General features: G+C 73.3%; 21 protein-coding genes. 9 read left to right on the top strand and 12 right to left on the bottom strand.

Annotated features, from left to right (window positions below; all coding sequences use genetic code 11):
• Positions 1–160 precede the first annotated feature (160 nt).
• Together O7546_RS06370 and dtd are read left to right on the top strand one after the other, a co-directional pair.
• Entirely contained in the window at positions 161–1,645 is a 1,485-nt protein-coding gene (locus tag O7546_RS06370; RefSeq protein WP_281600596.1) for a methyltransferase, read from the top strand.
• Positions 1,645–2,067 carry a D-aminoacyl-tRNA deacylase gene (dtd, locus tag O7546_RS06365; protein ID WP_262013555.1) on the top strand — a complete coding sequence of 141 codons (423 nt, stop codon included), beginning with the start codon at positions 1,645–1,647 and terminating at the stop codon, positions 2,065–2,067. The genes O7546_RS06370 and dtd overlap by 1 nt, the downstream gene beginning before the upstream one ends.
• Here dtd and O7546_RS06360 read toward each other — a convergent pair.
• The gene (locus O7546_RS06360) at positions 2,064–2,852 is read right to left on the bottom strand and encodes a sporulation protein (RefSeq protein WP_194803035.1); all 789 of its coding nucleotides are present in this window, start codon (positions 2,850–2,852) and stop codon (positions 2,064–2,066) included. The two genes, dtd and O7546_RS06360, sit on opposite strands and share 4 nt — an antisense overlap.
• A gap of 220 nt (positions 2,853–3,072) precedes the next feature.
• Between O7546_RS06360 and sigB the strand changes: the two genes are divergently transcribed.
• The 4 genes from sigB to O7546_RS06340 all read left to right on the top strand — a co-directional run bounded on the left by sigB (position 3,073) and on the right by O7546_RS06340 (position 5,396).
• Complete coding sequence (gene sigB / locus O7546_RS06355) at positions 3,073–4,059, top strand: RNA polymerase sigma factor SigB (protein WP_194802988.1); 987 nt, start codon at positions 3,073–3,075, stop codon at positions 4,057–4,059.
• Between the two features lie 109 nt (positions 4,060–4,168).
• Positions 4,169–4,504, top strand: coding sequence for a metalloregulator ArsR/SmtB family transcription factor (locus O7546_RS06350; RefSeq protein WP_194802987.1), 336 nt, complete (start codon positions 4,169–4,171; stop codon positions 4,502–4,504).
• The gene (locus tag O7546_RS06345; RefSeq protein WP_194802986.1) at positions 4,501–4,992 is read left to right on the top strand and encodes an SRPBCC family protein; all 492 of its coding nucleotides are present in this window, start codon (positions 4,501–4,503) and stop codon (positions 4,990–4,992) included. Before O7546_RS06350 ends, O7546_RS06345 begins: the two co-directional genes overlap by 4 nt.
• Positions 4,989–5,396, top strand: coding sequence for a VOC family protein (locus O7546_RS06340; protein WP_194802985.1), 408 nt, complete (start codon positions 4,989–4,991; stop codon positions 5,394–5,396). The genes O7546_RS06345 and O7546_RS06340 overlap by 4 nt, the downstream gene beginning before the upstream one ends.
• Before the next feature lie 3 nt (positions 5,397–5,399).
• Here O7546_RS06340 and O7546_RS06335 read toward each other — a convergent pair whose 3' ends face one another.
• The 3 genes from O7546_RS06335 to O7546_RS06325 are packed head-to-tail and all read right to left on the bottom strand — an operon-like array spanning position 5,400 to position 10,067.
• Positions 5,400–7,955: a bifunctional GNAT family N-acetyltransferase/acetate--CoA ligase family protein gene (locus O7546_RS06335; RefSeq protein WP_281600595.1), complete on the bottom strand. Its 2,556-nt coding sequence runs from the start codon at positions 7,953–7,955 to the stop codon at positions 5,400–5,402.
• A 25-nt stretch (positions 7,956–7,980) separates the two neighbouring features.
• A complete protein-coding gene (locus O7546_RS06330) occupies positions 7,981–9,162 on the bottom strand; it encodes an acetoin utilization protein AcuC (RefSeq protein WP_194802983.1) in 1,182 nt (393 codons plus the stop codon).
• Positions 9,163–9,209: 47 nt separating this feature from the next.
• A complete protein-coding gene (locus tag O7546_RS06325) occupies positions 9,210–10,067 on the bottom strand; it encodes a sulfurtransferase (RefSeq protein ID WP_281600594.1) in 858 nt (285 codons plus the stop codon).
• Positions 10,068–10,194: 127 nt separating this feature from the next.
• Between O7546_RS06325 and O7546_RS06320 the strand changes: the two genes are divergently transcribed.
• Complete coding sequence (locus tag O7546_RS06320; protein WP_228532894.1) at positions 10,195–10,851, top strand: metal-dependent transcriptional regulator; 657 nt, start codon at positions 10,195–10,197, stop codon at positions 10,849–10,851.
• 12 nt (positions 10,852–10,863) lie between these two features.
• Here O7546_RS06320 and O7546_RS06315 read toward each other — a convergent pair whose 3' ends face one another.
• From O7546_RS06315 to O7546_RS06295, 5 genes are all read right to left on the bottom strand, one after another.
• On the bottom strand, positions 10,864–11,412 hold the full coding sequence (locus O7546_RS06315; protein ID WP_135238924.1) for a hypothetical protein: 549 nt from the start codon (positions 11,410–11,412) through the stop codon (positions 10,864–10,866).
• Between the two features lie 87 nt (positions 11,413–11,499).
• Entirely contained in the window at positions 11,500–11,733 is a 234-nt protein-coding gene (locus tag O7546_RS06310; RefSeq protein WP_269696345.1) for a DUF5522 domain-containing protein, read from the bottom strand.
• Between the two features lie 29 nt (positions 11,734–11,762).
• Positions 11,763–13,205: an alpha/beta hydrolase gene (locus O7546_RS06305; RefSeq protein WP_281600593.1), complete on the bottom strand. Its 1,443-nt coding sequence runs from the start codon at positions 13,203–13,205 to the stop codon at positions 11,763–11,765.
• Positions 13,206–13,307: 102 nt separating this feature from the next.
• Positions 13,308–13,949 (bottom strand): class I SAM-dependent methyltransferase, encoded by a 642-nt coding sequence (locus tag O7546_RS06300; protein ID WP_281600592.1) that lies wholly within the window; start codon positions 13,947–13,949, stop codon positions 13,308–13,310.
• Between the two features lie 147 nt (positions 13,950–14,096).
• Positions 14,097–15,032: a DUF2332 domain-containing protein gene (locus O7546_RS06295; RefSeq protein WP_194802979.1), complete on the bottom strand. Its 936-nt coding sequence runs from the start codon at positions 15,030–15,032 to the stop codon at positions 14,097–14,099.
• A gap of 113 nt (positions 15,033–15,145) precedes the next feature.
• On the opposite strand from O7546_RS06295, the gene O7546_RS06290 reads away from it, so the two are divergent.
• Positions 15,146–15,946 (top strand): maleylpyruvate isomerase N-terminal domain-containing protein, encoded by an 801-nt coding sequence (locus O7546_RS06290; protein ID WP_194802978.1) that lies wholly within the window; start codon positions 15,146–15,148, stop codon positions 15,944–15,946.
• A 92-nt stretch (positions 15,947–16,038) separates the two neighbouring features.
• Here the strand turns inward: O7546_RS06290 and O7546_RS06285 are convergent, their stop codons facing one another.
• Complete coding sequence (locus tag O7546_RS06285; RefSeq protein WP_194802977.1) at positions 16,039–18,933, bottom strand: vitamin B12-dependent ribonucleotide reductase; 2,895 nt, start codon at positions 18,931–18,933, stop codon at positions 16,039–16,041.
• A 38-nt stretch (positions 18,934–18,971) separates the two neighbouring features.
• Positions 18,972–19,472, bottom strand: a complete 501-nt coding sequence (gene nrdR / locus O7546_RS06280) for a transcriptional regulator NrdR (protein ID WP_013284751.1) — start codon at positions 19,470–19,472, stop codon at positions 18,972–18,974.
• A gap of 489 nt (positions 19,473–19,961) precedes the next feature.
• On the opposite strand from nrdR, the gene lexA reads away from it, so the two are divergent.
• Entirely contained in the window at positions 19,962–20,744 is a 783-nt protein-coding gene (lexA, locus tag O7546_RS06275) for a transcriptional repressor LexA (RefSeq protein WP_013284750.1), read from the top strand.
• A 55-nt stretch (positions 20,745–20,799) separates the two neighbouring features.
• On the opposite strand, the gene O7546_RS06270 is transcribed toward lexA, so the two are convergent.
• Entirely contained in the window at positions 20,800–22,554 is a 1,755-nt protein-coding gene (locus O7546_RS06270; protein ID WP_194802976.1) for a hypothetical protein, read from the bottom strand.
• Between the last annotated feature and the right edge of the window lie 17 nt (positions 22,555–22,571).

The raw sequence follows: 22,571 nt of genomic DNA, 5'->3' as shown, positions 1-22,571 counted from the left end.
CAGCCCGGTTTGTGGCCGGATCACCCCATCGACGGATGTTGGCAGGAATGCTAACCAGAGATCGACAAACATGAAAGAGATAGTTGCCGATAGATACGGTCCACGTTATGGATCGGCGGGTGCTCGCCACGCCGGACGACGCCCGAGGCAGGATGAGCACGTGGACCGTCACGACATGCTGCTCTCCCCCGCCGGGGTCGACGCGCTGCGCACCGCGCTGACGCTCGCCCGCTTCACCGCCAACGGGATCGCCGACCGCCTGGGCCCGCAGACCACCGGCGCGGTGGCCCGCAACGACTACCGGGCCGCGCTGCGCGCCACCGAGGACCGGGACCGGCTGGCCACGCTGATCCGCGTCTTCATCTGCGACCAGACCGAGCCGGAGGCGGCGCTCGCCGACGCGCTGGCTCCGCTGGCGCTGGACGAGGCGCTGGCCGGGGGCATCGTGGAGCGGCACGGCGACGGCCTGCGCGCCGGGGTCGACCTGGAGCCGTACGGCGACGACTGGTGGGTGCTCGCCGACGTGCCCGCAAGTGCCCGGCCCGGGCGCCCGCTGCACTCCGAGCACGTACTGGGCATCGGCGGCGCCACCCAGACGCTGATCTCGGCCGCCGTGCGGCCGGTCGTGGACACCGCGCTCGACCTGGGTACCGGTTCCGGCGTGCAGGCGCTGCACCTGGGCACCCACGCCCGCCGGGTCACCGCCACCGACGTCTCCGAGCGGGCGCTGCGGTTCGCCGCCACCACCGCCGCGCTCAACGGCCAGGACTGGGAGCTGCTGCGCGGCGACATGGTCGCCCCGGTGGCCGGGCGCCGCTTCGACCTGGTGGTCAGCAACCCGCCGTTCGTGGTCGGCCCGGGCACCACCACGCACGTCTACCGGGACTCCGGGCGGGTCGGCGACGCGATCGGCGCGGAACTGGCCGCTGCCGCGCCGGACCTGCTCACCGAGGGCGGCACCATGCAGTACCTGGCGAACTGGGTGCACGTCACCGGCGAGGACTGGGCCGAGCGGGTCACCGGCTGGTTCGCCGGCACCGGCCTGGACGCCTGGGTCATCCAGCGCGAGGTGGCCGACCCGATGGCGTACGTGAACCTGTGGCTGACCGACGTGGGCGAGAGCGCCGACCCGCAGCGGATGGCGGCCTGGCTGGACTGGTTCGACGCGCACAAGGTCGAGGCGATCGGCTTCGGCATCGTCTCGCTGCGCCGCTCCGGCCACGACCAGCCGGTCGTGCGGGTGGAGGACCTGCGCCAGCGGGTCGAGCCGCCGCTGGGCGACCGGATCGGCGAGTGGTTCACCAGGCAGAACTGGCTGCGCGCCCGGGACACCGAGGGCCTGCTCGCCGCCCGCTACCGTGCCGCCGAAGGGCTCCAGCTCCGGCAGGAGGCCACCATGGGCGACGACGGCTGGGCGGTGGACCGGCAGGTCCTGGCCATGCCTCGCGGCCTGCGCTGGTCGGAGGAGATCGACCCGCTGGTGCTCGCCCTGGTCGGCGGCGCCGACGGCCGGCTGCCGCTGCGCGACCAGCTCGCCCTGCTCGCCGCCGCGCACGACGTGGCACCGGACGAGCTGGCCGAGGCGGCCGGACCGATCGTGGCGCACCTGGTCGAGCGCGGCATCGTCGAGCCGGTGACCGACTGATGCGGGCGGTGGTGCAGACCGTCGGCCGGGCCCGGGTGACTGTCGGCGACGAGGTGACCGGCGAGATCTCCGACGGGCTGCTGGTGCTGCTCGGCGTCACCCACACCGACACCCCGCAGGTGGCCGCCACGATGGCCCGCAAGCTGCACGAGCTGCGCATCCTCGACGACGAGCGCAGCGCCGCCGACGTCGGGGCGCCGCTGCTCGTGGTCAGCCAGTTCACGCTCTACGGCGACGCGCGCAAGGGCCGGCGGCCGAGCTGGACCGCCGCCGCCCCCGCCGAGGTGGCCGAACCCCTGGTGGACGCCGTGGTCGAGCAGCTGCGGTCCCGGGGCGCGAAGGTGGAGACCGGCCGTTTCCGCGCCCACATGCTGGTGGAGAGCGTCAACGTCGGTCCCCGGACCCTCGTACTCGACCTCTAGAAGAACAGGCCCCGGCGGGACAGCGACTGCCGCAGCCAGCCGTCGAGCTGGGCGGCCCAGTCCGTGTGGTCCGCGGTCGCGTGGTCCACGGTGAACCGGCCGAACGCGTCCCGGCCCTCGGTGAACAGGCCGCCCCGCTTGTCCAGCTCCAGCACCACGTGGACCTGGCGCGGATCGGTCACGAAGGTGACCTCCAGCTGGTTCATCGCGCCCGCGTACTGCGGCGCCGGGTAGAACTCGATCTCCTGGTAGAACGGCAACTGCTGGTGCAGGCCGTAGATGTGTCCGCGCTCGACGTCGGCACGGGCGAAGCGGAAGCCCAGCCGCAGCAGCGCCTCCAGCAGCCGCTCGTGGGCCGGCAGCGGGTGCACCGACACGGCGTCCATGTCACCCTTGTCCACCGCCCGGGCCACCTCCAGCTCGGTACGCAGACCCATCGTCATGCCGTGCAGGTGCTGGCCGTACAGGTCGGTCAGCGGGGTCTCCCAGGGCACCTGGAAGCGGAACGGCACGTCGTGACGCTGCCCCGGCTCCAGCCGGAACGGGCCGGTCATCTGGGCCCGGCCGAACTCCTGGTTGACGTCGTACTCGCTGTCGGAGCTCTCCACCTCGACCCGCGTGACCAGGCCGAGTGCGACGTAGCTCACGTCCACCGGGTGGTCACCGCCGACCACCTGGATCCGGCCCTCCAGAACGCCGCCCGGGCGGCAGTTCGGGTTGGCCAGCACCGTCTCCACCGACGGTCCGCCCACACCCATCGCCTGCATGAGCCGCTTGAAGACCACCACGTTCTCCGATCATCAGTGCCGGGCCGGCCCCGACGGCCGGTCGGTGGCACGGTAACCGCGCCGGGCAAGGGAATGCCGGATTCCCACGTGGATTCCTGTCGGGTCCCCGATCGCCTCACTCCCGTCTCACGCCCCGACCGCCAAGCTGTTTGTCATCGGCCACCACCGCGTGGGCGGCACGGGACCGGTAGGCACGTCGGACACGGGGAGAACAGAGATGACCCAGCAGATGATCGAGCACCAGGACATGGACGTCACCCTCACGGACCTCGACGCCACCGACGAGCGCGGCGTCTCCACCGACCTGGTCCGGGCGTACCTGAACGGCATCGGCCGCACCAAGCTGCTCACCGCGGCGCAGGAGGTCGAGCTGAGCAAGCGGATCGAGGCCGGCCTCTTCGCCGAGGAGAAGCTGGCCACCTGCACCCCCGTCTCCGCCGAGCTGCGCGCGGACCTGGCGCTGATCGCGGCCGAGGGCCGCGCCGCCAAGGACCACCTGCTGGAGGCCAACCTGCGGCTGGTGGTGAGCATCGCCAAGCGCTACACCGGTCGCGGCATGGCCTTCCTCGACCTCATCCAGGAAGGCAACCTCGGCCTCATCCGCGCCGTCGAGAAGTTCGACTACACCAAGGGCTACAAGTTCTCCACCTACGCCACCTGGTGGATCCGCCAGGCCATCACCCGCGCCATGGCCGACCAGGCCCGCACCATCCGCATCCCGGTGCACATGGTCGAGCAGGTCAACCGGATGGTCCGGGTACGCCGCGAGCTGTCGGTGACGCTGGGCCGCGAGCCCACGGTGAGCGAGGTGGCGGTGGCGCTGGAGATCCCGGAGTTCCAGGTGATCGAGCTGATCTCCTACGACCGGGAGCCGGTCAGCCTGGACCAGGCCGTCGGCGAGGACGGCGAGAGCGCGCTCGGCGACTTCGTCGCCGCCGTCGACCCGCGTACCGAGCCGGGCGACGCCGCCACCAACGGCGAGCTGCGCAACGAGGTCCGCATCGTGCTGGCCACGCTGTCCCAGCGGGAGCAGGCGGTGATCCGGCTGCGCTTCGGCCTGGACGACGGCCGGCAGCGCACGCTGGACGAGGTCGGCCGCGAGTTCGGTCTGTCCCGGGAGCGGATCCGGCAGATCGAGAAGGTCACGCTGCTCAAGCTGCGCGACCCGGAGCGGGCGAACCGGCTGGAGGCCTACGCCTGCTGATCCACCCCTGCCCCGACAGGCCCCGGCGGTTCGCCGGGGCCTGTCGTGCTTGACCCGGGCGCTCCCACGATATAGAACCGACTGGTTACACAACCAGGAGGTTATGAAAGTGCCCCCGGATCTGCTCGACGCCACCTTCGCCGCGCTCGCCGACCCCACCCGGCGCGCCATCCTCACCCGGCTGGCCGCCGGGGAGGCGACTGTCACCGAGCTGGCCGAGCCGTTCGCGATGAGCCAGCCGGCCGTCTCCAAGCACCTCAAGGTGCTCGAACGCGCCGGCCTGGTCACCCGGGGCCGGGACGCGCAACGCCGTCCCTGCCGGCTCGACGCCCGGCCGCTGCGGGAGGCGGTCGCGTGGCTGGCGGACTACCGGGACTACTGGGCCGAGAGCTACGCGCGGCTGGACGAGGTGCTCGCCGAACTGACCGCCGAGGAGCAGCGGTGACCGGCCTGACCGTCAGCCTGCCCGGCGACCGGGAGATCCGGCTCAGCCGCGACTTCGCCGCTCCGCGCCACCTCGTGTTCGCCGCCTTCACCCGCCCCGAGCTGCTGGTCCGCTGGTGGGGCGCCCGGGGCTGGCACCTCGTCGAGTGCGAGGTGGACCTGCGGGTGGGCGGGCGCTGGCGGTTCGTCTCCCGGGGGCCGGACGGCGACCTGATGGGTCAGGGCGGCACGTACCGGGAGGTCGACCCGCCCTCACGGCTGGTCTGCACCGAACTCTTCGACGACCAGTCCTATCCGGGCGAGACGCTCGTCCGCCACGACTTCACCGGCCCGTCGGACCGGACCACGGTCGTCACCCATCTGCGGTACGCCACCGCGCAGGGGCGCGACACCGTCCTGCGCTATCCGATGACCCGCGGCCTGAGCGAGGCGTTCGACCGGCTCGCGGCAGTGCTGCACACCGATTCGACGACAGGAGCGACGACATGAACTGGACGCTGGAAGTGGTGGTCGTACCGGTCTCCGACGTGGACCGGGCCAAGGAGTTCTACGCGCAACGGCTCGGCTTCGTCGTCGACCACGACACGGACCTGGGCGGCGCGGGGCGGATCGTCCAGCTCACTCCCCCGGGCTCCGGCTGCTCGATCGTCCTCGGCCGGGGCGTCGTACCGGAGATGCCGCCGGGCTCGCTCAAGGGCGTGCAACTGGTCGTACCGGACCTGGAGCGGGCGCGCACCGAACTGGTCGAGCGGGGCGTCGAGGTGAGCGAGATCCAGGTGATGGGCCAGAACCCGTACCCGGTGCCGCACCCGCTGGACAACGTCGGCTTCCTGTTCCTCCGCGACCCGGACGGCAACGAGTGGTCGGTGCAGCAGATCTCCGACCGCGGCTGAGGTCTACAACCTTCGCGGGCCGGTGTCGGGGCGGGCGGCCTCGGCGCCGGTGCGCACGGTGGCGTGCAGCACCGAGATGCCGTCCGGCCGGGCCAGCACCGGGTTCAGCGTGAGCGACCGCACCCGGGGCTGCTCGTCGGCGAGCCGGCCGACCCGCACCAGCAGGTCGACAAGGGCCGCCCGGTCCACCGGCGCGGCACCCCGGTGCCCGCGCAGCAGCGGCGCCGCGCGGGGTTCGTCGACCAGCTCGGCGGCGTCCCGGTCGGTGAGCGGGACCGCTCGCCAGGCCCGGTCGCCGAGCAGCTCGGTCGCCACGCCGCCGAGCCCGAACCCGACCACCGGCCCGAACGCCGGATCCTCCACCAGTTCCACCACGCACGCCACGCCGGGCGCGACCATCGGCTGGACCAGCACCTCCGCGCCGAACACCGGGGCCATCTCGGCGTACGCGCGGCGCAGCGCGGCGGCGTCGGCCAGGTCGAGACGTACCGCGCCGAGGTCGAGGCGGTGCCGCAGCCCGGGGGCGGCGGCCTTGAGCGCCACCGGCCAGCCGAGCCGCTCCCCCACCGCCGCCGCTTCCTCGGCCGAGCGGGCCGGCACCGAGTCCACCACGTCGATCCCGTACGCGCGCAGCAACGCCGCCGAGTCGGCCCCGTCCGGGCGCAGCGCGGCGTGCCCCGCCGCGCGGTCCACGTCGGCCAGTTCCGGGAGCACGCCCGGTGGCCGGCGCAGCCAGTCCGCGTACGCGGTCACCCGGCCCAGCGCGCGTACCGCCTCCTCCACGCTCGGGTACGCCGGCACCCCGGCCGGCACCAGCCCGGCCAGGAACGTCGCCACCACCGGCTTGCCGGTGACCCGCGCGTCGGGCAGCGCCGAGGCGAAGTCGGCCACCGGGTCGGCGAGCTGGCCCGGCAGCGGCGGCGCGAACACCGCCACCACGGCGTCCACCCGCTCGTCGGCGACCGCGTCACCGAGCGCGGCGGCGTACGCGGCGGCCCCGGCGCTCGGCCCCACGTCCTGCGGGTAGCCGTCGGCGACTGCCAGTCCCTGGGCGGCGCAGGCGGTCGCGGCCAGCCCGGTCAGCGCCGACGAGTTGCCCACCACGGCGACCCGCCGCCCGGCCGGCAGCGGCTGGTGGGCCAGCAGCACGCCCACGTCGAGCAGCTCGGACACGGTGTCCACCCGGATCACCCCGGACTGGGCGAACAGCGCGCTCACCGCCGCCGCGTCCAGCGCGGGTGCCTCCCCCACGCCCGGCGGCCGGGCCAGCGAGGCGAGTGCCACCACCGGCTTGCTGCGGCCGATGCGCCGAGCCAGCCGGGCGAACTTGCGCGGGTTGCCGAACGTCTCCAGGTAGAGCGTGATGACGTCGGTGGCCGGGTCGTCCTGCCAGTACTGCAGCAGGTCGTTGCCGGACACGTCGGCCCGGTTGCCGGCCGAGACGAAGCTGGACAGGCCGAGCCCACGGCGGGACGCCTCGGCCAGCAGCGCCACCCCGAACGCGCCGGACTGGCTGAACACGCCGACCCGGCCCGCCGCCGGCAGCACCGGGGCGAGCGTGGCGTTGAGGCGTACCGCCGGGTCGGTGTTGGCGACGCCGAGGCAGTTCGGGCCGACCACCCGCATGCCGGCCAGGTGCGCGGCGCGGACCAGCGCGCGCTGCGCCGCCGCGCCGGCCGGGCCGGACTCGGCGAACCCGGCCGAGATCACCACCAGCCCGTGCGCGCCGGCGCGTGCGGCGTCGTGCACCACGTCGGTCACCGCGTCCGGCGGGACCGCCACCACGGCGAGGTCGACGTCCTGGCCGGCGTCGGCCGCCGACGGGTACGCGGGCAGCCCCGCCACCGTCGCCGCGCTCGGGTGCACCGGCACGATCGCCCCGGCGAAGCCGCCGTCGCGCAGGTGCCCGAGCAGCGCCGCGCCGACGCCCTGGCCGGTGGTGCTGGCGCCGTACACGGCGATGCCGCGCGGCGCGAGTAGCCGGGCGATCGACCGCGCCTCCGTGCGGTGCTCCCGGCCGCGTTGCACCTCGAGAGTCGCCTCGGTGGGCGCGATCGGGAAGCTCAGGTGCACCACGCCGTCGGCGTACTGGCGCTGGACCTGGTAGCCGAAGTCGGCGAAGACCCGCAGCATCGTCCCGTTGGCCGGGAGCACCTCGGCGACGAAGTGCACGATCCCGTGGCGCCCGGCCGCGTCGGCCAGGTGCTCCAGCAGCACCGAGCCGATGCCCCGGCCCTGGTAGGCGTCCTCGACCACGAACGCCACCTCGGCCTCCGGCGAGGCGGGGCCGAGCCGCTCGTAGCGGCCGACCGCGACGATCCGCTCGCCGGCCAGCACCACGAACGCCTCCCGGTCGCGGTGGTCGACGTTGACGAAACGCTTCAGGTCGCGTTCCGGGATACGCGGGTACGGCGAGAAGTACCGCAGGTATCGGGTGCGCTCCGAGAAACGGCCGTGCATGGCCACGATCTCGGGCGCGTCCTCCGGACGGATCTGTCGCAGCTGGACGGTCGTGCCGTCGCTGAGCAGCACGTCCAGCGGTTGTTCGACTGTGGTCACCGGTCGGTCCTCCCCTGCCGCCGGCTCAGTCGCGCGGATCGTGCGGATCGAGCCCGAGCAGCGGGAAGACGGCCTTGCGGGTGGCTGCGACGGCCCGGTCCACCGCGTTCGGCTCGCCGCTGGGCTGCCACGGCAGGTACGCCGGGTCCACGTCGTCGGTCATCCGCAACGGCACGTCGTGCCCGGGTAGCCGCCGCGCGGCCAGCTCCCGCCAGCCGGGCGGGGTCAGCGTCGCCGGGTCGACCGGCTCACCGGTGGCGATCGCGAGCAGGTGCGTCCACGCCCGGGGCACCACCTCGACCAGCGCGTACCCGCCGCCGCCGGTGGCGACCCAGCGGCCGTCGCACAGCTCGTCGGCGAGCGCCCGCAGCGAGCGGTACGTGGCCCGCTGCCCGTCCACCGACAGGTGCAGGTCGGCCAGCGGATCCTTGCGGTGCCCGTCGGCGCCGCACTGGGTGACGAGCACCTGCGGCCGGAACGCGCGCAGCACCGACGGCACGATCGCGTGGAACGCCCGCTGCCAGCCCGCGTCACCCACACCCGGCGGCAGCGGCACGTTGACGGCGGTGCCCTCCGCGCCCGGTCCGCCGGTCTCGTCCGGGAACCCGGTGCCGGGGAACAGCGCGAGCGGCGTCTCGTGCAGGCTGATCGTGAGCACCCGCGGGTCGCGGTAGAAGATCTCCTGCACGCCGTCGCCGTGGTGCACGTCCACGTCCACGTACGCGATCCGCTCCGCGCCGAGGTCGAGCAGCCGCGCGACGGCCACGGCCGGGTCGTTGTAGACGCAGAACCCGGCGGCCCGGGCGGGCATGGCGTGGTGCAGCCCGCCGGCGACGCTCACCGCGCGCCGGGCCTCGCCACGCCACACCGCCTCGGCCGCGGCCGTCGTGGCGCCGGCGATCAGCGCACTCGCCTCGTGCATCCCGTCGAAGACCGGATTGTCCGAGGTGCCCAGACCGAAGCCGGCGAACAGCGGGTCACGCGGTGCGGACCGGACCGCGTCCAGGTAGGCCGGATCGTGTACGCGGGTGAGCAGCGCGTCGTCGGCCGGCTCGGGCTTGACCAGCCGTACGCCGGGCCGGTCCAGCACACCCAGTTCACGGGCGAGCGCCATCGTCAGCTCGACCCGGACCGGGTCGAGGGGATGGTCGCCCATGTCGTAGGCGAGGAGAGCCTCGTCCCACACCACCACCGTGTCGTCGGCCATGCGGCCATCGTCGCACGTGGTCCGGGGCGCGCCCACCAGTCGTACGCTCACCGGCCGGACGTGCCACCTGTCGCGACCGGACGGTCCCTGTCGGCCACCCACTCGCTCCACGAGCCGACGTACAACGCGGCGTCCGGGCGACCGGCCAGGTGCAACGCGAGCACGGCCTGCGCGGCGGTCACCCCGGAGCCGCAGTACGCACCGACCGGCGCGTCCGCGTCCACCCCGGCGGCGGCGAACCGCTCCCGCAGCGCCCCGGCGTCGGGGAACCGGCCCTGCGTGACGTACTCCGGGGCGGGCAGGTTGACCGCGCCCGGCACGTGCCCGGCGACCGGGTCGACCGGCTCGTGCTCGCCCCGGTAGCGCGGCGCGGCCCGGACGTCGATCAGCACGCCGGGCTCGGCGGCGGCGAGCAGGGCGGCCTGCGCGGCGTCCAGCACCGGCAGCGCGCCGGGCGCCACTGTCACGTCACCCGGCGCCGGGGCGGGCACGCTGGTGCCGACCGGCAGCCCGGCGGCCGTCCAGGCCGGGAAGCCGCCGTGCAGCACCCGCACCTGCCGGTGCCCGGCCCAGCGCAGCGTCCACCAGGCGCGGGCGGCGGACATGCCGTCGCCGCCGTCGTACACGACCACCGGATGACCGGCGCGGACGCCCGCCGCCCGCAGCGCGGCCTGCAACGCCGCCGGGTCCGGAAGCGGGTGCCGCCCGGCGGCGCCGGGCGGCCCGCACAGCTCGGTGTCCAGGTCGACGAAGACGGCGCCGGGCAGGTGACCCGCGGCGTAGTCGTCACGCCCGGGCGGGCCGGTCAGCCGCCAGCGGACGTCGAGCAGGGTCGGCGGGTCGGCGTGATCGAGTTCGGCGGCGAGCCGGTCGGGCTCGACCAGCAGGTCTGCGGTGGCGGACATACGGTCCAGTCAACACCATTCGGCGCGCCACCTCCGGCTTCGCCTCCGTCGATGGTCGGTGGTAACGGGTACCATCGGAGCCCAGGAGGCCGCAGACGTGAAGCACGACCTTGTTGACACCACCGAGATGTACCTGCGCACCATCCTCGAACTCGAGGAGGAGGGGGTGCCGCCGCTTCGTGCCCGCATCGCCGAGCGGCTGAAGCAGAGTGGCCCGACCGTCAGCCAGACCGTCGCCCGCATGGAGCGCGACGGCCTGCTCACCGTCGAGGGCGACCGGCACCTGACCCTCACGCCGCAGGGCCGCAACACCGCCGTGTCCGTGATGCGCAAGCACCGGCTGGCCGAGCTGCTGCTGGTGAACGTGATCGGGATGCCCTACGAGGAGGCCCACGAGGAGGCCTGCCGGTGGGAGCACGTGATGAGCGACGCGGTGGAGAAGCGGGTCTTCGACCTGCTCAACCGCCCGACCCGCTCGCCGTACGGCAACCCGATCCCGGGCCTGGAGGAGCTGGGCGACCCGGGCCAGGTGCCCGCCGACGCGGTCGAGGGTGAGCGCAACCTGGCGTTCCCCGGCCTGTCCGGCACTGTCGTGGTGCGGCGGATCTGCGAGAGCGTGCAGACCGACTCGGACGTGCTCCGGCAGTTGCACGCCGCCGGCGTCGACCCGGGCGCGACGGTGACGGTGGCGCAGGAACGCGACGCCGTCTCCATCGACCGCTCCGGTGACCGTGTCCGGCTGCCCCGCGAGGTGGCGTCCCGGGTGTTCGTCGCGGCCCGCTGACGCGGCTCCCGGTCAGAGCTGCCGGGTGTCGATCACCTTGGCCAGCGTGACCAGCTTGCCGGCCGTCTTGTCCGCCTCCGCTTTCGCGGTGCCGGTCGGGGCGGTCCAGCGCAGCGTGGCGAGCCGCCCCTCGGTGGCCAGCCAGCCGACCTCGGCGGCCGGCCCGGACTTCGCGGTCTTGGGCAGCGTGCGCCGGTAGGCGGCCTTGCCCAGCTTGCTGATCTTCGCCGCGCCGCTGGGCTGCACGTCCAGGGCGAACGTGGCGGCGTCGATCGACGTCTCGGTCACCGACAGCGTCAGCTCCGGCAGCACCGCCCCGGCGGCGCGGACCACGCAGGTGTGGGTGTCGCCCCGCTCGGTGGCCGCCGCCACGTCGAACGTGCCGCCGGTGTGCTCGGCGATCACCGCGAAGTCGAGCAGCCGGCACGCCCCGCCCGAGGACGCCGCCGCGACCGGGACCGGCGGAGGCGGGGGCGGCGGCCCGGCCGCTGTGGGCGCCTCGTCGGCGCAGCCGGCGGCGAGCAGGACGGCCGGAACGGCCAGCCAGAATCGGGCACGCACGGGAGACCTCCGCGGTCGGCGGCGGGTCCGACCCGCCGGAGTTCCGTCGGACACCGTACGGCGTGCCCCAGCGGGGACGGAAGCCCCCTAATCGGCCACGTACGGACAGTGCCGGCAGCCTCGCCCGCAGCACGTGCCGCGCCGGGCGAGGAATCCCGCGCTGAGCACGAACAGCCCGGTCTCCGGGTCCAGGTAGCCCGCCTCCCCGGCGGCCAGGGCGGCGGCGTGCGCGGCGAGGATGCGTTCCCGCCCCGGGTGGTCCGGCGACAGCCGCGACGGGTGCGGTTCGGTAAGGGGCCGGTCCGCCAGCTCGTCACGCACCGCTGAAGTCTACGGACGCCACGGCCGCCCTAGTTTCCGCCCGGACCGCCGTCGCTCCGGAGGCGTTCCAGGTACGGCACGAACGCCTCGGGCCGCTCGAACATCGAACGGTGCCCGGCGCGCGGGATCACCAGATGGTCCTTGCGCGGTGCCTGGAGCTGCGCGTACCACTCGTCGAACAGGCGCAGCCGGCCCGGCACCTCCTGCGCGCCGTCCACGAAGTACGCCGGCACCGCGAGCTGCCGCACGTCCCGCCGGAAGTCGATGTCCTGCAACCGGGGGTACAGCACGTCCCAGCCGTCGAGGAAACCGAACAGGTGCACCTTCTCCAGCAGGCTGTACTCGGACACGCCCAGGTTGCCGACCGTCCCGGTCTCGTCCTCGCTCGCGCCTTCCCGGTCGACCGGGAAGGCCCCGGCCTCGTTTGTCAGCAACGGCTCGTACTCCCAGACGTCGCGGTAGGGCGGCGGGCCCTGCGCGGTCATCCGGTCCGCGAGCGCCGTCCGGCCGGTGCGGCGGGCCCAGGCCACGGTGTCGGCGTACTGGCTGCGGTCGGCCTCGCGCAGGCTCACCACCTGCCCGACGCCGACGTACGCGGCGAACAGTTCCGGGTGCTGCCGCACGGCGAGCAGGCCGGCGATGGTGCCGCCGGAGTGCGCGACCAGGTGGATCCGCTCCCGGCCCAGCCGTTCCCGCAGGTGCCGGGTCACGGCGACCAGGTCGTCCACCTCGTCGTCCAGGTGCCAGCCCGACGGGGCACGGAACCCCGACCAGGAGCGTGGCCCGCCGGCGCGGTCCCAGACGGCCACCACGAATCGGCGCTCCAACTCGGGCAGGTGGCGACGGACCGCGCCGATCTCCGAGCCGCCGGGCGGACCGGGCACCACGAGCAGCACCGGAGCGCTGCGGTCCGTACCCCGGATCAGCAGGCCCAGCTCGCGCCCGGAGGAGTCGACGGTGTCGAAGCGGGCGATGCCGCCGGGGATCGGGTCGGTGCGGCCCGGCACGGCCGCGCCGACGGTGACGAGCGCGAGCAGCGCAGCCAGCAGGCCGACGCCGACCCGGCCCGCCCAGCGCGGCACCGGCCGGCGCGGCGGCACCGCGCCGAGGCGACGGGCCAGGCCGGCGCCGTAGGCGGCGCCGACCAGCAGCGGCAACAAGGCCAGGAGTCCGTGGACGCCCCGGCCGGCGAGCAGCGCCACGACGCCGAAGCCGGACAGGTGCGGACGGTCGACGGTGGGCCCGCGCAGCCGCAGCCGGACCAGCTCGACAGCCACCGCGAAGGCCACCGGCGCGACGAGCATGAACCAGCGGGACCGGCTCAGCCACCCGGCGGCCAGCCCGACGGCGAGGCTCACCGCGACGGAGGCGAGTGCCGCGCCCACCGTGCCGGGTCCGCGTGGGGTCCACCAGCCGACGACAGCGCCCCAGAGCAACGGCAGCGTCGACGCGAGGAGCATCCGGGTGCGCATGACGTCTCCCTCCGCCGAGATCGTCAACCCTAGCCAGAGCGGCCACTCTGCGCTGTCCCGTTCTCACGTGCGGTACGGATCGGGTGTCGGCCGTGGGGATGTTCAGTCGGCCGGACGCTGCGCGAGCAGGAACGCCTGGGGCTGCCGCTCCCCGCCGACCGGCGCGCGGACCGTCGTCGCCGACACCGCGAACCCGGCCGCCGTGAGCTGCGCGGCCAGCCGATCCGGCGACAGCCAGTAGACGTCGAAGGCGACGGAGTGGCCGTATGCCTGCTCCCGTCGGTCGAGCCGGTCGCCTGCCTTCACCGCGAGCAGCAGGTGACCACCCGGGACGAGCACCCGGTGGAAACCGGCGAACACCTCGGGCAGCAGCTCCGGTGGCAGGTGGATGACCGAGTACCAGGAGACCAGCCCGGCCAGCGATCCGTCCGGCACGGCCAGCTCGGTCAGCGAGCCGACCTCGAAGCGCAGGTCCGGGTACGCGCGGCGGGCCACCGCCACCATGCCGGGCGACAGATCGACGCCGCTGATCTCGAGGCCGAGCCGGTGCAGGTGGGCGGTGACGCGGCCGGTGCCGCAGCCCACCTCCAGCACGGGCCGCCCCGGCCCGACCGTCTCGGCGAACGCGGCCAGCAGGGCCCGGTCCAGCGGTGGCTCCACCACGTCGGGCAGCAGCCGCGCGTAGTCCTCGGCAGCGGCGTCGTAGGCGGCGCGCGTCTCGACCAGCCAGGCAGGTTCGGTCACGCCCGCCGACCCTAGTCCAACACCTGCCCGCCCTCACCCGGCCCGCCCAGCCTCCGTCGATCATGAAGTTGGCGGCCGTCGCTCCGGCGTGTCGCGCCGTCAACTTCATGATCGACGAAGACGGCGGGCCGGGCGGGCGTGGGTGGGTCAGCCGAACCAGGTGAGGGACTGGCCGTGGCCGGTCGTCCAGGCCACGGGACGGCCGTCGAGGGCCAGGACGTTGTGGAAGCCTTGGGCGGGCGGCTCGGGCAGGTCGGCGTGGGGCAGCACCGACGGGTCCTCGTTGGCGATCCAGTGGCCGGGCAGGGTCCGCACCAGCTCGGTGAAGGCGTTCCGGCGCGGCGGTGGCACCTGGTAGAGCACCGAACTGTGGAACACCACGAGCGTCGCCCCGGCCGGGGCCTGCGCCGCCAGCGCCGGCAGGTCGTCGACCAGATCACCGCGTACCAGTAGGGGCGGATCGGCCGCCGCAACAGCCGCCGCGGCGCGCAGCCGTTCCCGGCGGTGCCGGTGTTCCGGCCAGATCAGCGCCTCCAGCCAGGCCACGTCGGCCGGGTCGGTGACGTCGAGCGGATTCACGTCCAGCCCGGCCCGCCACACCACCTCCGGCAACCGCTCCGGCGGCTCGGCGCCGGTCAGGTCACAGTCGAGTATCGGCTCGCCGTCGCCGACCCGCCGGTCGCCGTAGCGGTAGGCGTACCGGTCCGGGTAGAGGCACAGCCCGGCGGACGCGCCCACCTCCAGCATCGCCAGCGGCTGCGGCAACGCGGCGAGCACCGGCAGCAGAGCCGCGCAGCGTCCCGCCTCGTTCGTCTGCGTCGCCCGCACCCGCATCTGCGCCGCCACGTCCGGCCAGTGCCCCATCACGTACGCGCGGAACGCCGCCGGGTCGTCCACCGGCCCGCCGAGCAGCCGCACCACCCCGAACAGCAGGTTCGGCTGACGCTTGGCCGGCGGCAGCGTGTCGAGCAGGGCGAGCAGCTCCGGGTCACCGGCGACCGCCCGCGACAACCGCTCGTACGCCGGGGACACGCCGCGCGTCTCACGGTCGGCGAAGACCCGATAGATGTCGATCGTGCTCATCTCCCGAGCATGCCAGCTCGCGTACGCGGTGAGGTATGACCGCCGGCACCGCCCGCCGAGTGCGCGGCGAATATCGCTGTCCATCTGTCGAAGAACACTGATAGACAGCCCGGGTGCACACGATTCTCACGTTTTCCGATCACCTGCGGCTGATCGACGACCGGTCGGCTGCTTTCCACGCCGCGGTCGCTGCGGCGCCCAGCCTCGACACGCCGGTGCCGAGCTGTCCGGAGTGGACGCTGTTCGATCTCGTACAGCACCTGGGCATGGGCCGCCGCAGGTCGGCCGCCATCGTCGCCGCAGGGCCGGCCGACGGCCCCCCGGACAAGTCCGTGTGGGACGACGGCACGGGTGCGCCTCGGGAACGCGAGGGTCTCCTGGCCTGGTGGACCGAGTCCGTCGAGCGGCTGACGAGCGCGCTGCGCGAGGCCGGCCCGGACCGCCGGTGTTGGACGTGGTGGGGTGATTCGCAGTCACCGGAAACCTCCGGCGCGTGGGCTCGGCGCCAGGTCGCCGAGATCGCTGTGCACACCCACGACGCTCAGCTCGCCGTGGGGAACCCGGAGCCGCTGCCGGACGAGGTCGCCCTCGACGCTTTCGACGACTGCCAGTTCACCCTCTGCTCGACGGATGTCGCCTGGCCGCACGAACCCGCCGTCGTCGAATACCACGCCACCGAGGGCCGCTCGTGGCGCCTTCGCCTGTCCGGCGACGGCGCACAGGCCAGCCGGCTCGGCGAGCCGGCCGCCGGTGAGGACCCGGACCGGGACACGGCCTTCGTCTCCGCCCGGGGCACTGCCAGTGACCTGGTCCTGTTCTTCTACGGCCGCATCACGCCGGATTCCCCGAAGCTGGAGCTGGACGGCGACCGCCGCATCTTCGACCAGCTCATCGCCTGGGACCCGTCCGTCTGACGATCGACGACATCTCGTCCCTGCCGCAGCGACCGCCCGGCCCCTGGAGGACCGGGCGGTCGCTGTCGCAGCAGATGCGACTCAGCTCGATGTCAGCTGCAGCCGCTGGTGGAGCCGCAGCCCTCGCAGACGTAGCAGCTACCGGCGGGCCGCATCTTCGTGCCGCAGGTGAAGCAGAGCGGCGCGTCCGCGGCCTTGCCGATCACGGCCTCCAGCAGTTCGGTGCTGGAACCCACAGACGGCGCGGGCTTGACGGCCGCGGCGTCGGCCATCTCCTGCGCCGGCTGCGCGATCGGGCCGGTCTTCGGCTCCGGCGCCTCGACCGGGGCGGAGGCGGCCATCGCGGTGAGGTCCGCACCGCTCGCCTCCGCCTCCGCCTCGGCCGCGAGCTGGGCGGCCCGCTCCTTGGCGGTGAAGATGCCCAGCTCGGCGCGGCGGTCGTACGGCAGGAAGTCCAGCGCCAGGCGACGGAAGATGTAGTCCATCACCGAGGCGGCCATGCGCACGTCCGGGTCGTCGGTCATGCCGGCCGGCTCGAAGCGCATGTTTGTGAACTTGCTGACGTACGTCTCCAGCGGGACGCCGTACTGGAGACCGATGGAGATGGCCACCGAGAAGGCGTCCATCACGCCGGCCAGGGTCGAGCCCTGCTTCGACATCTTGAGGAAGACCTCGCCGAGGCCGTCGTCCGGGTAGGACGAGGCGGTGAGGTAGCCCTCCGCGCCGCCGACCGAGAACGAGATGGTCTCCGACGGGCGCTTCTTCGGCAGCCGCTTGCGCACCGGGCGGTACTCGACGACCTTCTCCACGACCTTCTCCGGCGTGGCGGCCGGGGCCTGGGCCTCGACGGCGCCCTTGCTCGGCTTGGCAGCCGACAGCGGCTGGCCGACCTTGCAGTTGTCGCGGTAGATCGCCAGCGCCTTGAGGCCGAGCTTCCAGCCCTCGAAGTAGATCTTCTCGACGTCCTCGACGGTGGCCTGCTCCGGCATGTTGACCGTCTTGGAGATGGCGCCGGAGATGAACGGCTGGACGGCCGCCATCATCCGCACGTGACCCATCGGCGCGATCGAGCGCTCGCCCATCGCGCAGTCGAAGACCGGGTAGTGCTCCGGCTTGAGGCCCGGGGCGTCCACCACGTGGCCGTGGTCGGCGATGTGCTCGACGATCGCCTCGACCTGCTCCTCGGGGTAGCCGAGGCTGCGCAGGGCGCGCGGCACGGTCTGGTTGACGATCTGCATCGAGCCGCCGCCGACCAGCTTCTTGAACTTCACCAGTGCCAGGTCCGGCTCGACACCCGTGGTGTCGCAGTCCATCATCAGGCCGATGGTGCCGGTCGGGGCGAGCACGCTGGCCTGCGAGTTGCGCCAACCGAACTTGTCACCGAGCTTGTTGCCGAGCGTCCACTGCTTGGTGGCCTCGCGCTGCACGGCGGTGGCCACGGTGCCGGTCGCCTTGATCGCGTCGTTTGCGGCGGCGTGCTTGCGCATGACCCGCTTGTGCGGCTCGGCGTTGCGGGCGTAGCCGTCGTACGGGCCGACGATGCCGGCCAGCTCGGCGGAACGGCGGTAGGCGGTGCCGGTCATCAGCGAGGTGATCGCGGCGGACACCTCCCGGCCCTGCTCCGAGTCGTACGGCAGGCCGGAGGCCATCAGCAGCGCGCCCAGGTTGGCGTACCCGATGCCGAGCTGCCGGTAGGCGCGGGTGGTCTCACCGATCTTCTCGGTCGGGAAGTCGGCGAAGCAGATCGAGATGTCCATCGCGGTGATGACGAACTCGACCGACTTGACGAACTTCTCCACCTCGAAGCCGCCGTCGGCGCGGAGGAACTTCATCAGGTTCAGCGAGGCCAGGTTGCACGAGGAGTTGTCCAGGTGCAGGTACTCCGAGCACGGGTTCGACGCGGTGATCCGCCCGGTCTCCGGGCAGGTGTGCCAGTCGTTGATGGTGTCGTCGTACTGCAGGCCCGGGTCGGCGCACTCCCAGGCGGCCTGGGAGATGGTGTGGAACAGCTTCTTGGCGTCGATCGTCTCGATGGTCTGCCCGTCGAGCCGGCCGCGCAGGTCGAAGCCGCCGCCGTTCTCCACCGCGGTCATGAACTCGTCGGAGACGCGGACCGAGTTGTTGGCGTTCTGATACTGCACGCTGACGATGTCGGCGCCGCCCAGGTCCATGTCGAACCCGGCGTCCCGCAGCGCGCGGATCTTGTCCTCCTCGCGCGCCTTGGTCGCCACGAACTCCTCGATGTCCGGGTGGTCCACGTCGAGGATGACCATCTTCGCGGCGCGCCGGGTGGCGCCACCGGACTTGATGGTGCCGGCGGAGGCGTCCGCGCCGCGCATGAAGCTGACCGGGCCGGAGGCGGTGCCGCCGGAGGAGAGCAGCTCCTTCGAGGAACGGATGCGGGACAGGTTGACCCCGGCGCCGGAGCCGCCCTGGAAGATCCGCCCCTCCTCCTTGTACCAGTCGAGGATGGAGTCCATCGAGTCGTCGACGGAGAGGATGAAGCAGGCGCTGACCTGCTGCGGCGACGGCGTGCCGACGTTGAACCACACCGGCGAGTTGAAGCTGAACACCTGGTGCAGCAGCATCCAGGTCAGCTCGTGCGCGAACACCTCGGCGTCGGCCGGGGTGGCGAAGTAGCCGTACTCCTCACCTGCGGTGCGGTAGGTCTCGACCACCCGGTCGATCAGCTGCCGCAGCGACCACTCCCGCTCCGGGGTCCCCACCGCGCCCCGGAAGTACTTGGTGGTCACGATGTTCGCCGCGTTCACCGACCAGGACTCGGGGAACTCCACCCCGCGCTGCTCGAAGTTGATCGAGCCGTCCCGCCAGTTCGTCATCACGACGTCACGGCGCTCCCAGGCGACCTCGTCGTAGGGATGCACCCCCTCGGTCGTCCAGACGCGCTCGATCTTCAGCCCCGCCCCGGCCTTGTTCCGTGACTTGCTGGTCGTCACGCCCTCGCCCCCCTCGTCGGCAACGGTCACCCACCGCGCCTCGTGTACCTGTCAGAAACCCGAAAATGTCAGCTGATCGCGCCGGCGGCGTCCGCCGCACCGGCACCGGCGCCCTCCCGGGCGCGCGCGGCGGCCCGCAGCGTCTCGATCTCGCGCTCGAAGTCGGCGAGCGAGTCGAAGGAGCGATAGACGCTGGCGAACCGCATGTAGGCCACCTCGTCGAGGTCACGCAACGGGCCGAGGATGGCCAGGCCCACCTCGTGGCTGGGGATCTCGGCCGCCCCCTTGGCCCGCACGGTCTCCTCGACCTTCTGTGCCAGCAGCGCGATCGAGTCGTCGTCGACCGGGCGCCCCTGGCACGCCTTGCGCACCCCACCGATGATCTTCGTACGGCTGAACGGCTCGGTCACCCCGCTGCGCTTGACCACCGCGAGCACCGCCTCCTCGACGGTGGTGAACCGCTTGCCGCACTCCGGGCACGACCGTCGCCGCCGGATGAGCTGGCCGTCGTCGGCCTCCCGCGAGTCGACCACCCGGGAGTCGGCGTGCCGGCAGTACGGACACCGCATTCGCCCGACCTCCTCCGTCGATCGCGGGCACACCTATCGGCTCCCGGGCACGCGTCGGCACGGCGGGGCCATCGTCCGATGACCGTCGCCGAGTGCGCGGTGCGGGAGTGCGTTCGGTAGTTGAACCCAACCTGTAGGCAACTTACGCCCGTGTGACTACTACATCTAGGGGTCGACCGTATGCCGAACCCCAAGCGAGGTCAAGTTGACGGGCGTGTCCGGCGAGTCGTCAGGATCACGCCCGGCGCGACGCCGCCGAGGAGCCCAACGGACGGCCTCCCGTGCTAGTCACGGGCGGCCGGGATGGAACATCCGTTCGAGCGGCGTACCCTTCTATCAGAACACCAGTTCGGAAATCCAGGAATTCGACGCGACACGCCGACAGCAGGTCGTACAGATGTTTGAAAATGGCCGATCTCACCTATACGGTCAGACCACACGCACCACGAGCCGACGAGGCACCCCAGCGCCGACCAGGGAGGGACGGACGTGACCGAGGACCGGGCCAGCCGGCAGAAGAACCCGCAGCCGAACGACGGGGCGGGTCCTCCGGCGACCCGTCGCCCCCGCACCGCCCGCAGCCGCACTGCCCCCGCGGCGGTGCGTCCGGTCACCCCGGTGGTGAGCAGCTTCCCCGACCCGGCGACCGTCGACCTGACCGCCCGGCAGCGGCGGATCCTGGAGTTCATTCGCAACTGGGTCGAGCGCCACGGCTACCCGCCGAGCGTCCGCGAGATCGGCGAGGCGGTCGGGCTGGTGTCCCCGTCCAGCGTCGCCTACCAGCTCAAGGAGCTGGAGAAGAAGGGCTTCCTGCGCCGCGACCCGAACCGGCCGCGCGCCGTCGACGTCCGCGCGCCGGGCGAGGCGGACGACGAGGCGGCCCGCGCGCAGCGGCCCGCCCCGGCGTACGTGCCGATGCTGGGCCGCATCGCCGCCGGTGGGCCGATCCTGGCCGAGCAGGCGGTGGAGGACATCTTCCCCCTCCCCCGCGAGCTGGTCGGTGAGGGCGAGGTCTTCATGCTCCAGGTCAAGGGCGACTCGATGCTCGACGCGGCGATCTGCGACGGCGACTGGGTGGTCGTCCGGCAGCAGCCGAACGCCGAGGTCGGCGACATCGTGGCCGCCATGCTCGACGGTGAGGCGACGGTGAAGACCTACCGGCGGCGCGACGGGCACGTCTGGCTGATGCCGCAGAACCCGGCCTTCGACCCGATCCCCGGCGACGACGCCACCATCATGGGCCGCGTGGTGGCGGTCCTGCGCCGCATCTGACGACGGCAAACGAGAAGGGGTGACCGGTCGCCGGTCACCCCTTCGTCGTGTCGTCTCAGTAGCGGTCGCCGCGGTACTCCCGGCCGCCGCCGGACACCGGGCCGTACCGGCCCTGATCGTCATAACCGTCGCGGCGCCCGCCACGCGGTTCCTGGCCGCGGCGCGGCGGCTCGGCCCGGCCGCCCTCGGCGCGCGGCCCGCCGCCGTTCGGCTGCCCGCGATATCCGGCCCCACCCGGGCCGCCGCCGTAGCCGCCACCCGGACCGCCACGGCCCGGACTGCCCTGGCCACCGCCACCCGGGCCGCCTCGACCGGGACCGCCCTGGCCCGCGCCCGGTCCGCCCTGGCCTCCGCCGCCGTAGACGCCGCCACCGCGCCCTCCGCCGCCGGCCGGGGCACCGCCCCCGCCGTAGACGCCGCCGCCCTGCGGACGGCCCGCGCCCGGAGGACGGCCACCCCCCTGGCCGCGACCGCCGTCCTGAGGGCCGCCGCCGTACACGCCGCCGCCCGGCCGGCCGCCGCCGTAGACACCGCCGGACGCCGGGCGGTCACCGTTCGGCGCGCCGCCGTAGACGCCGCCCTGACCGCCGCCGTAGACCCCGCCGCGCGGCGCCTCCGGCCGTTCCGCGGACGGGAAGCCGTTGTTCACCGGGAACTCGCCGCTGCGCTCGGGCTCGTCGGCCGGCGCCCGGGGCGCCGGCTTGCGCCGCGCCCGCAGGATGCCGAACACGCCCGCGCCGACCAGGAGCGCGCCGAGCACCCCGACCGCCGCGATCAGGTACGTGATCTCGTCGAGCGAGAGCCCTTCGAGCCAGGACTTCTCGGCCGCCGCCTTGGTCTCGGCCTTGCCGCCGTTCGGCAGCGCCTCGGCACCGGTGGTCGACGGGGTGTAGCTGAGGATGTCGATCGGGTCCGACTCGTCGAGCGTGCCGCCGTCGGAGACGGTGACGAACAACTTGCCGTCCGGCGTGTAGGAGATCGCCTCGCCGAACGGGTCGACCAGCGGGGTGACCCGGGGCTTGCCGGTGGTGATCGCCTTGACGATGTCGCCGCCGGCCACGTCGAACTCGAACGCGTCGGCGTACGTGCGCAGCACGACCTTGCTGCCGTCGGGCGAGCGGGCAGCACCGGTGACCAACGCCCGGCCGGGCGAGCCGAGCTTGTTCTCGGTGTTCGTCTTCGGGAGCGTGAACTCGCCGGCCTTCTTCATCGGGATCGGCTCGGTGTCGCCGCTCGCCTTCAGCTTCACCGTCGGGGTGAAGATCTCCGACTTGCCGGAGAGCTCCTTGGTGATCACCAGCGGCATGTTGTCGTCGCCGACGAGCAGGGCCTCCGCGTCGTGCGGCTCCTTACCCGGGTAGCTGAGCCGGTGCAGCACCGGCTGCTTCGAGCCGCTCAGCGGCATCGTCCAGACCGCGACCCGCTCCCGGCGCGTCTTCTTCTCCACGTTGTCGCCTGTGTCGGCGATCCAGAGGGTCTTGCGGTCCGGGCTGAGCGCGAGGTCCTCGGTGTCGAGCGGCCCGTCACCGGAGTAACGGACCTCCTTGTCCACCTTGCACTTGGTGTCCAGGTAGAAGACCCGCTTGCGGCTGGGGTCGTCCGAGCCGTCGTTGATCACGACGTACCCGTTGCTGGTGGCCACCAGGCCGGACAGCTCGCGGAGGCGGCTGTCCTCCACGGTGCACTTCTTCTTGGGGGCCGCGGCCAGCACGGGGGCCGCGGCGGGAGCCGCCGGGGCCGGCCCGGCCGGCGCCACGACCGCGCCGACCAGGCCGAGCGCGAGCGTGACCGAGGAGACAACGTGCCGCATGACGCTCAGTGTCGCAC

The organism is Micromonospora sp. WMMA1976, from assembly GCF_027497335.1.
GTDB classification, from domain to species: Bacteria; Actinomycetota; Actinomycetes; order Mycobacteriales; family Micromonosporaceae; genus Micromonospora; species Micromonospora aurantiaca.
The sequence above is the reverse complement of the archived record's forward strand: the minus strand, read 5'-3'. Positions and strand labels throughout refer to the sequence as shown.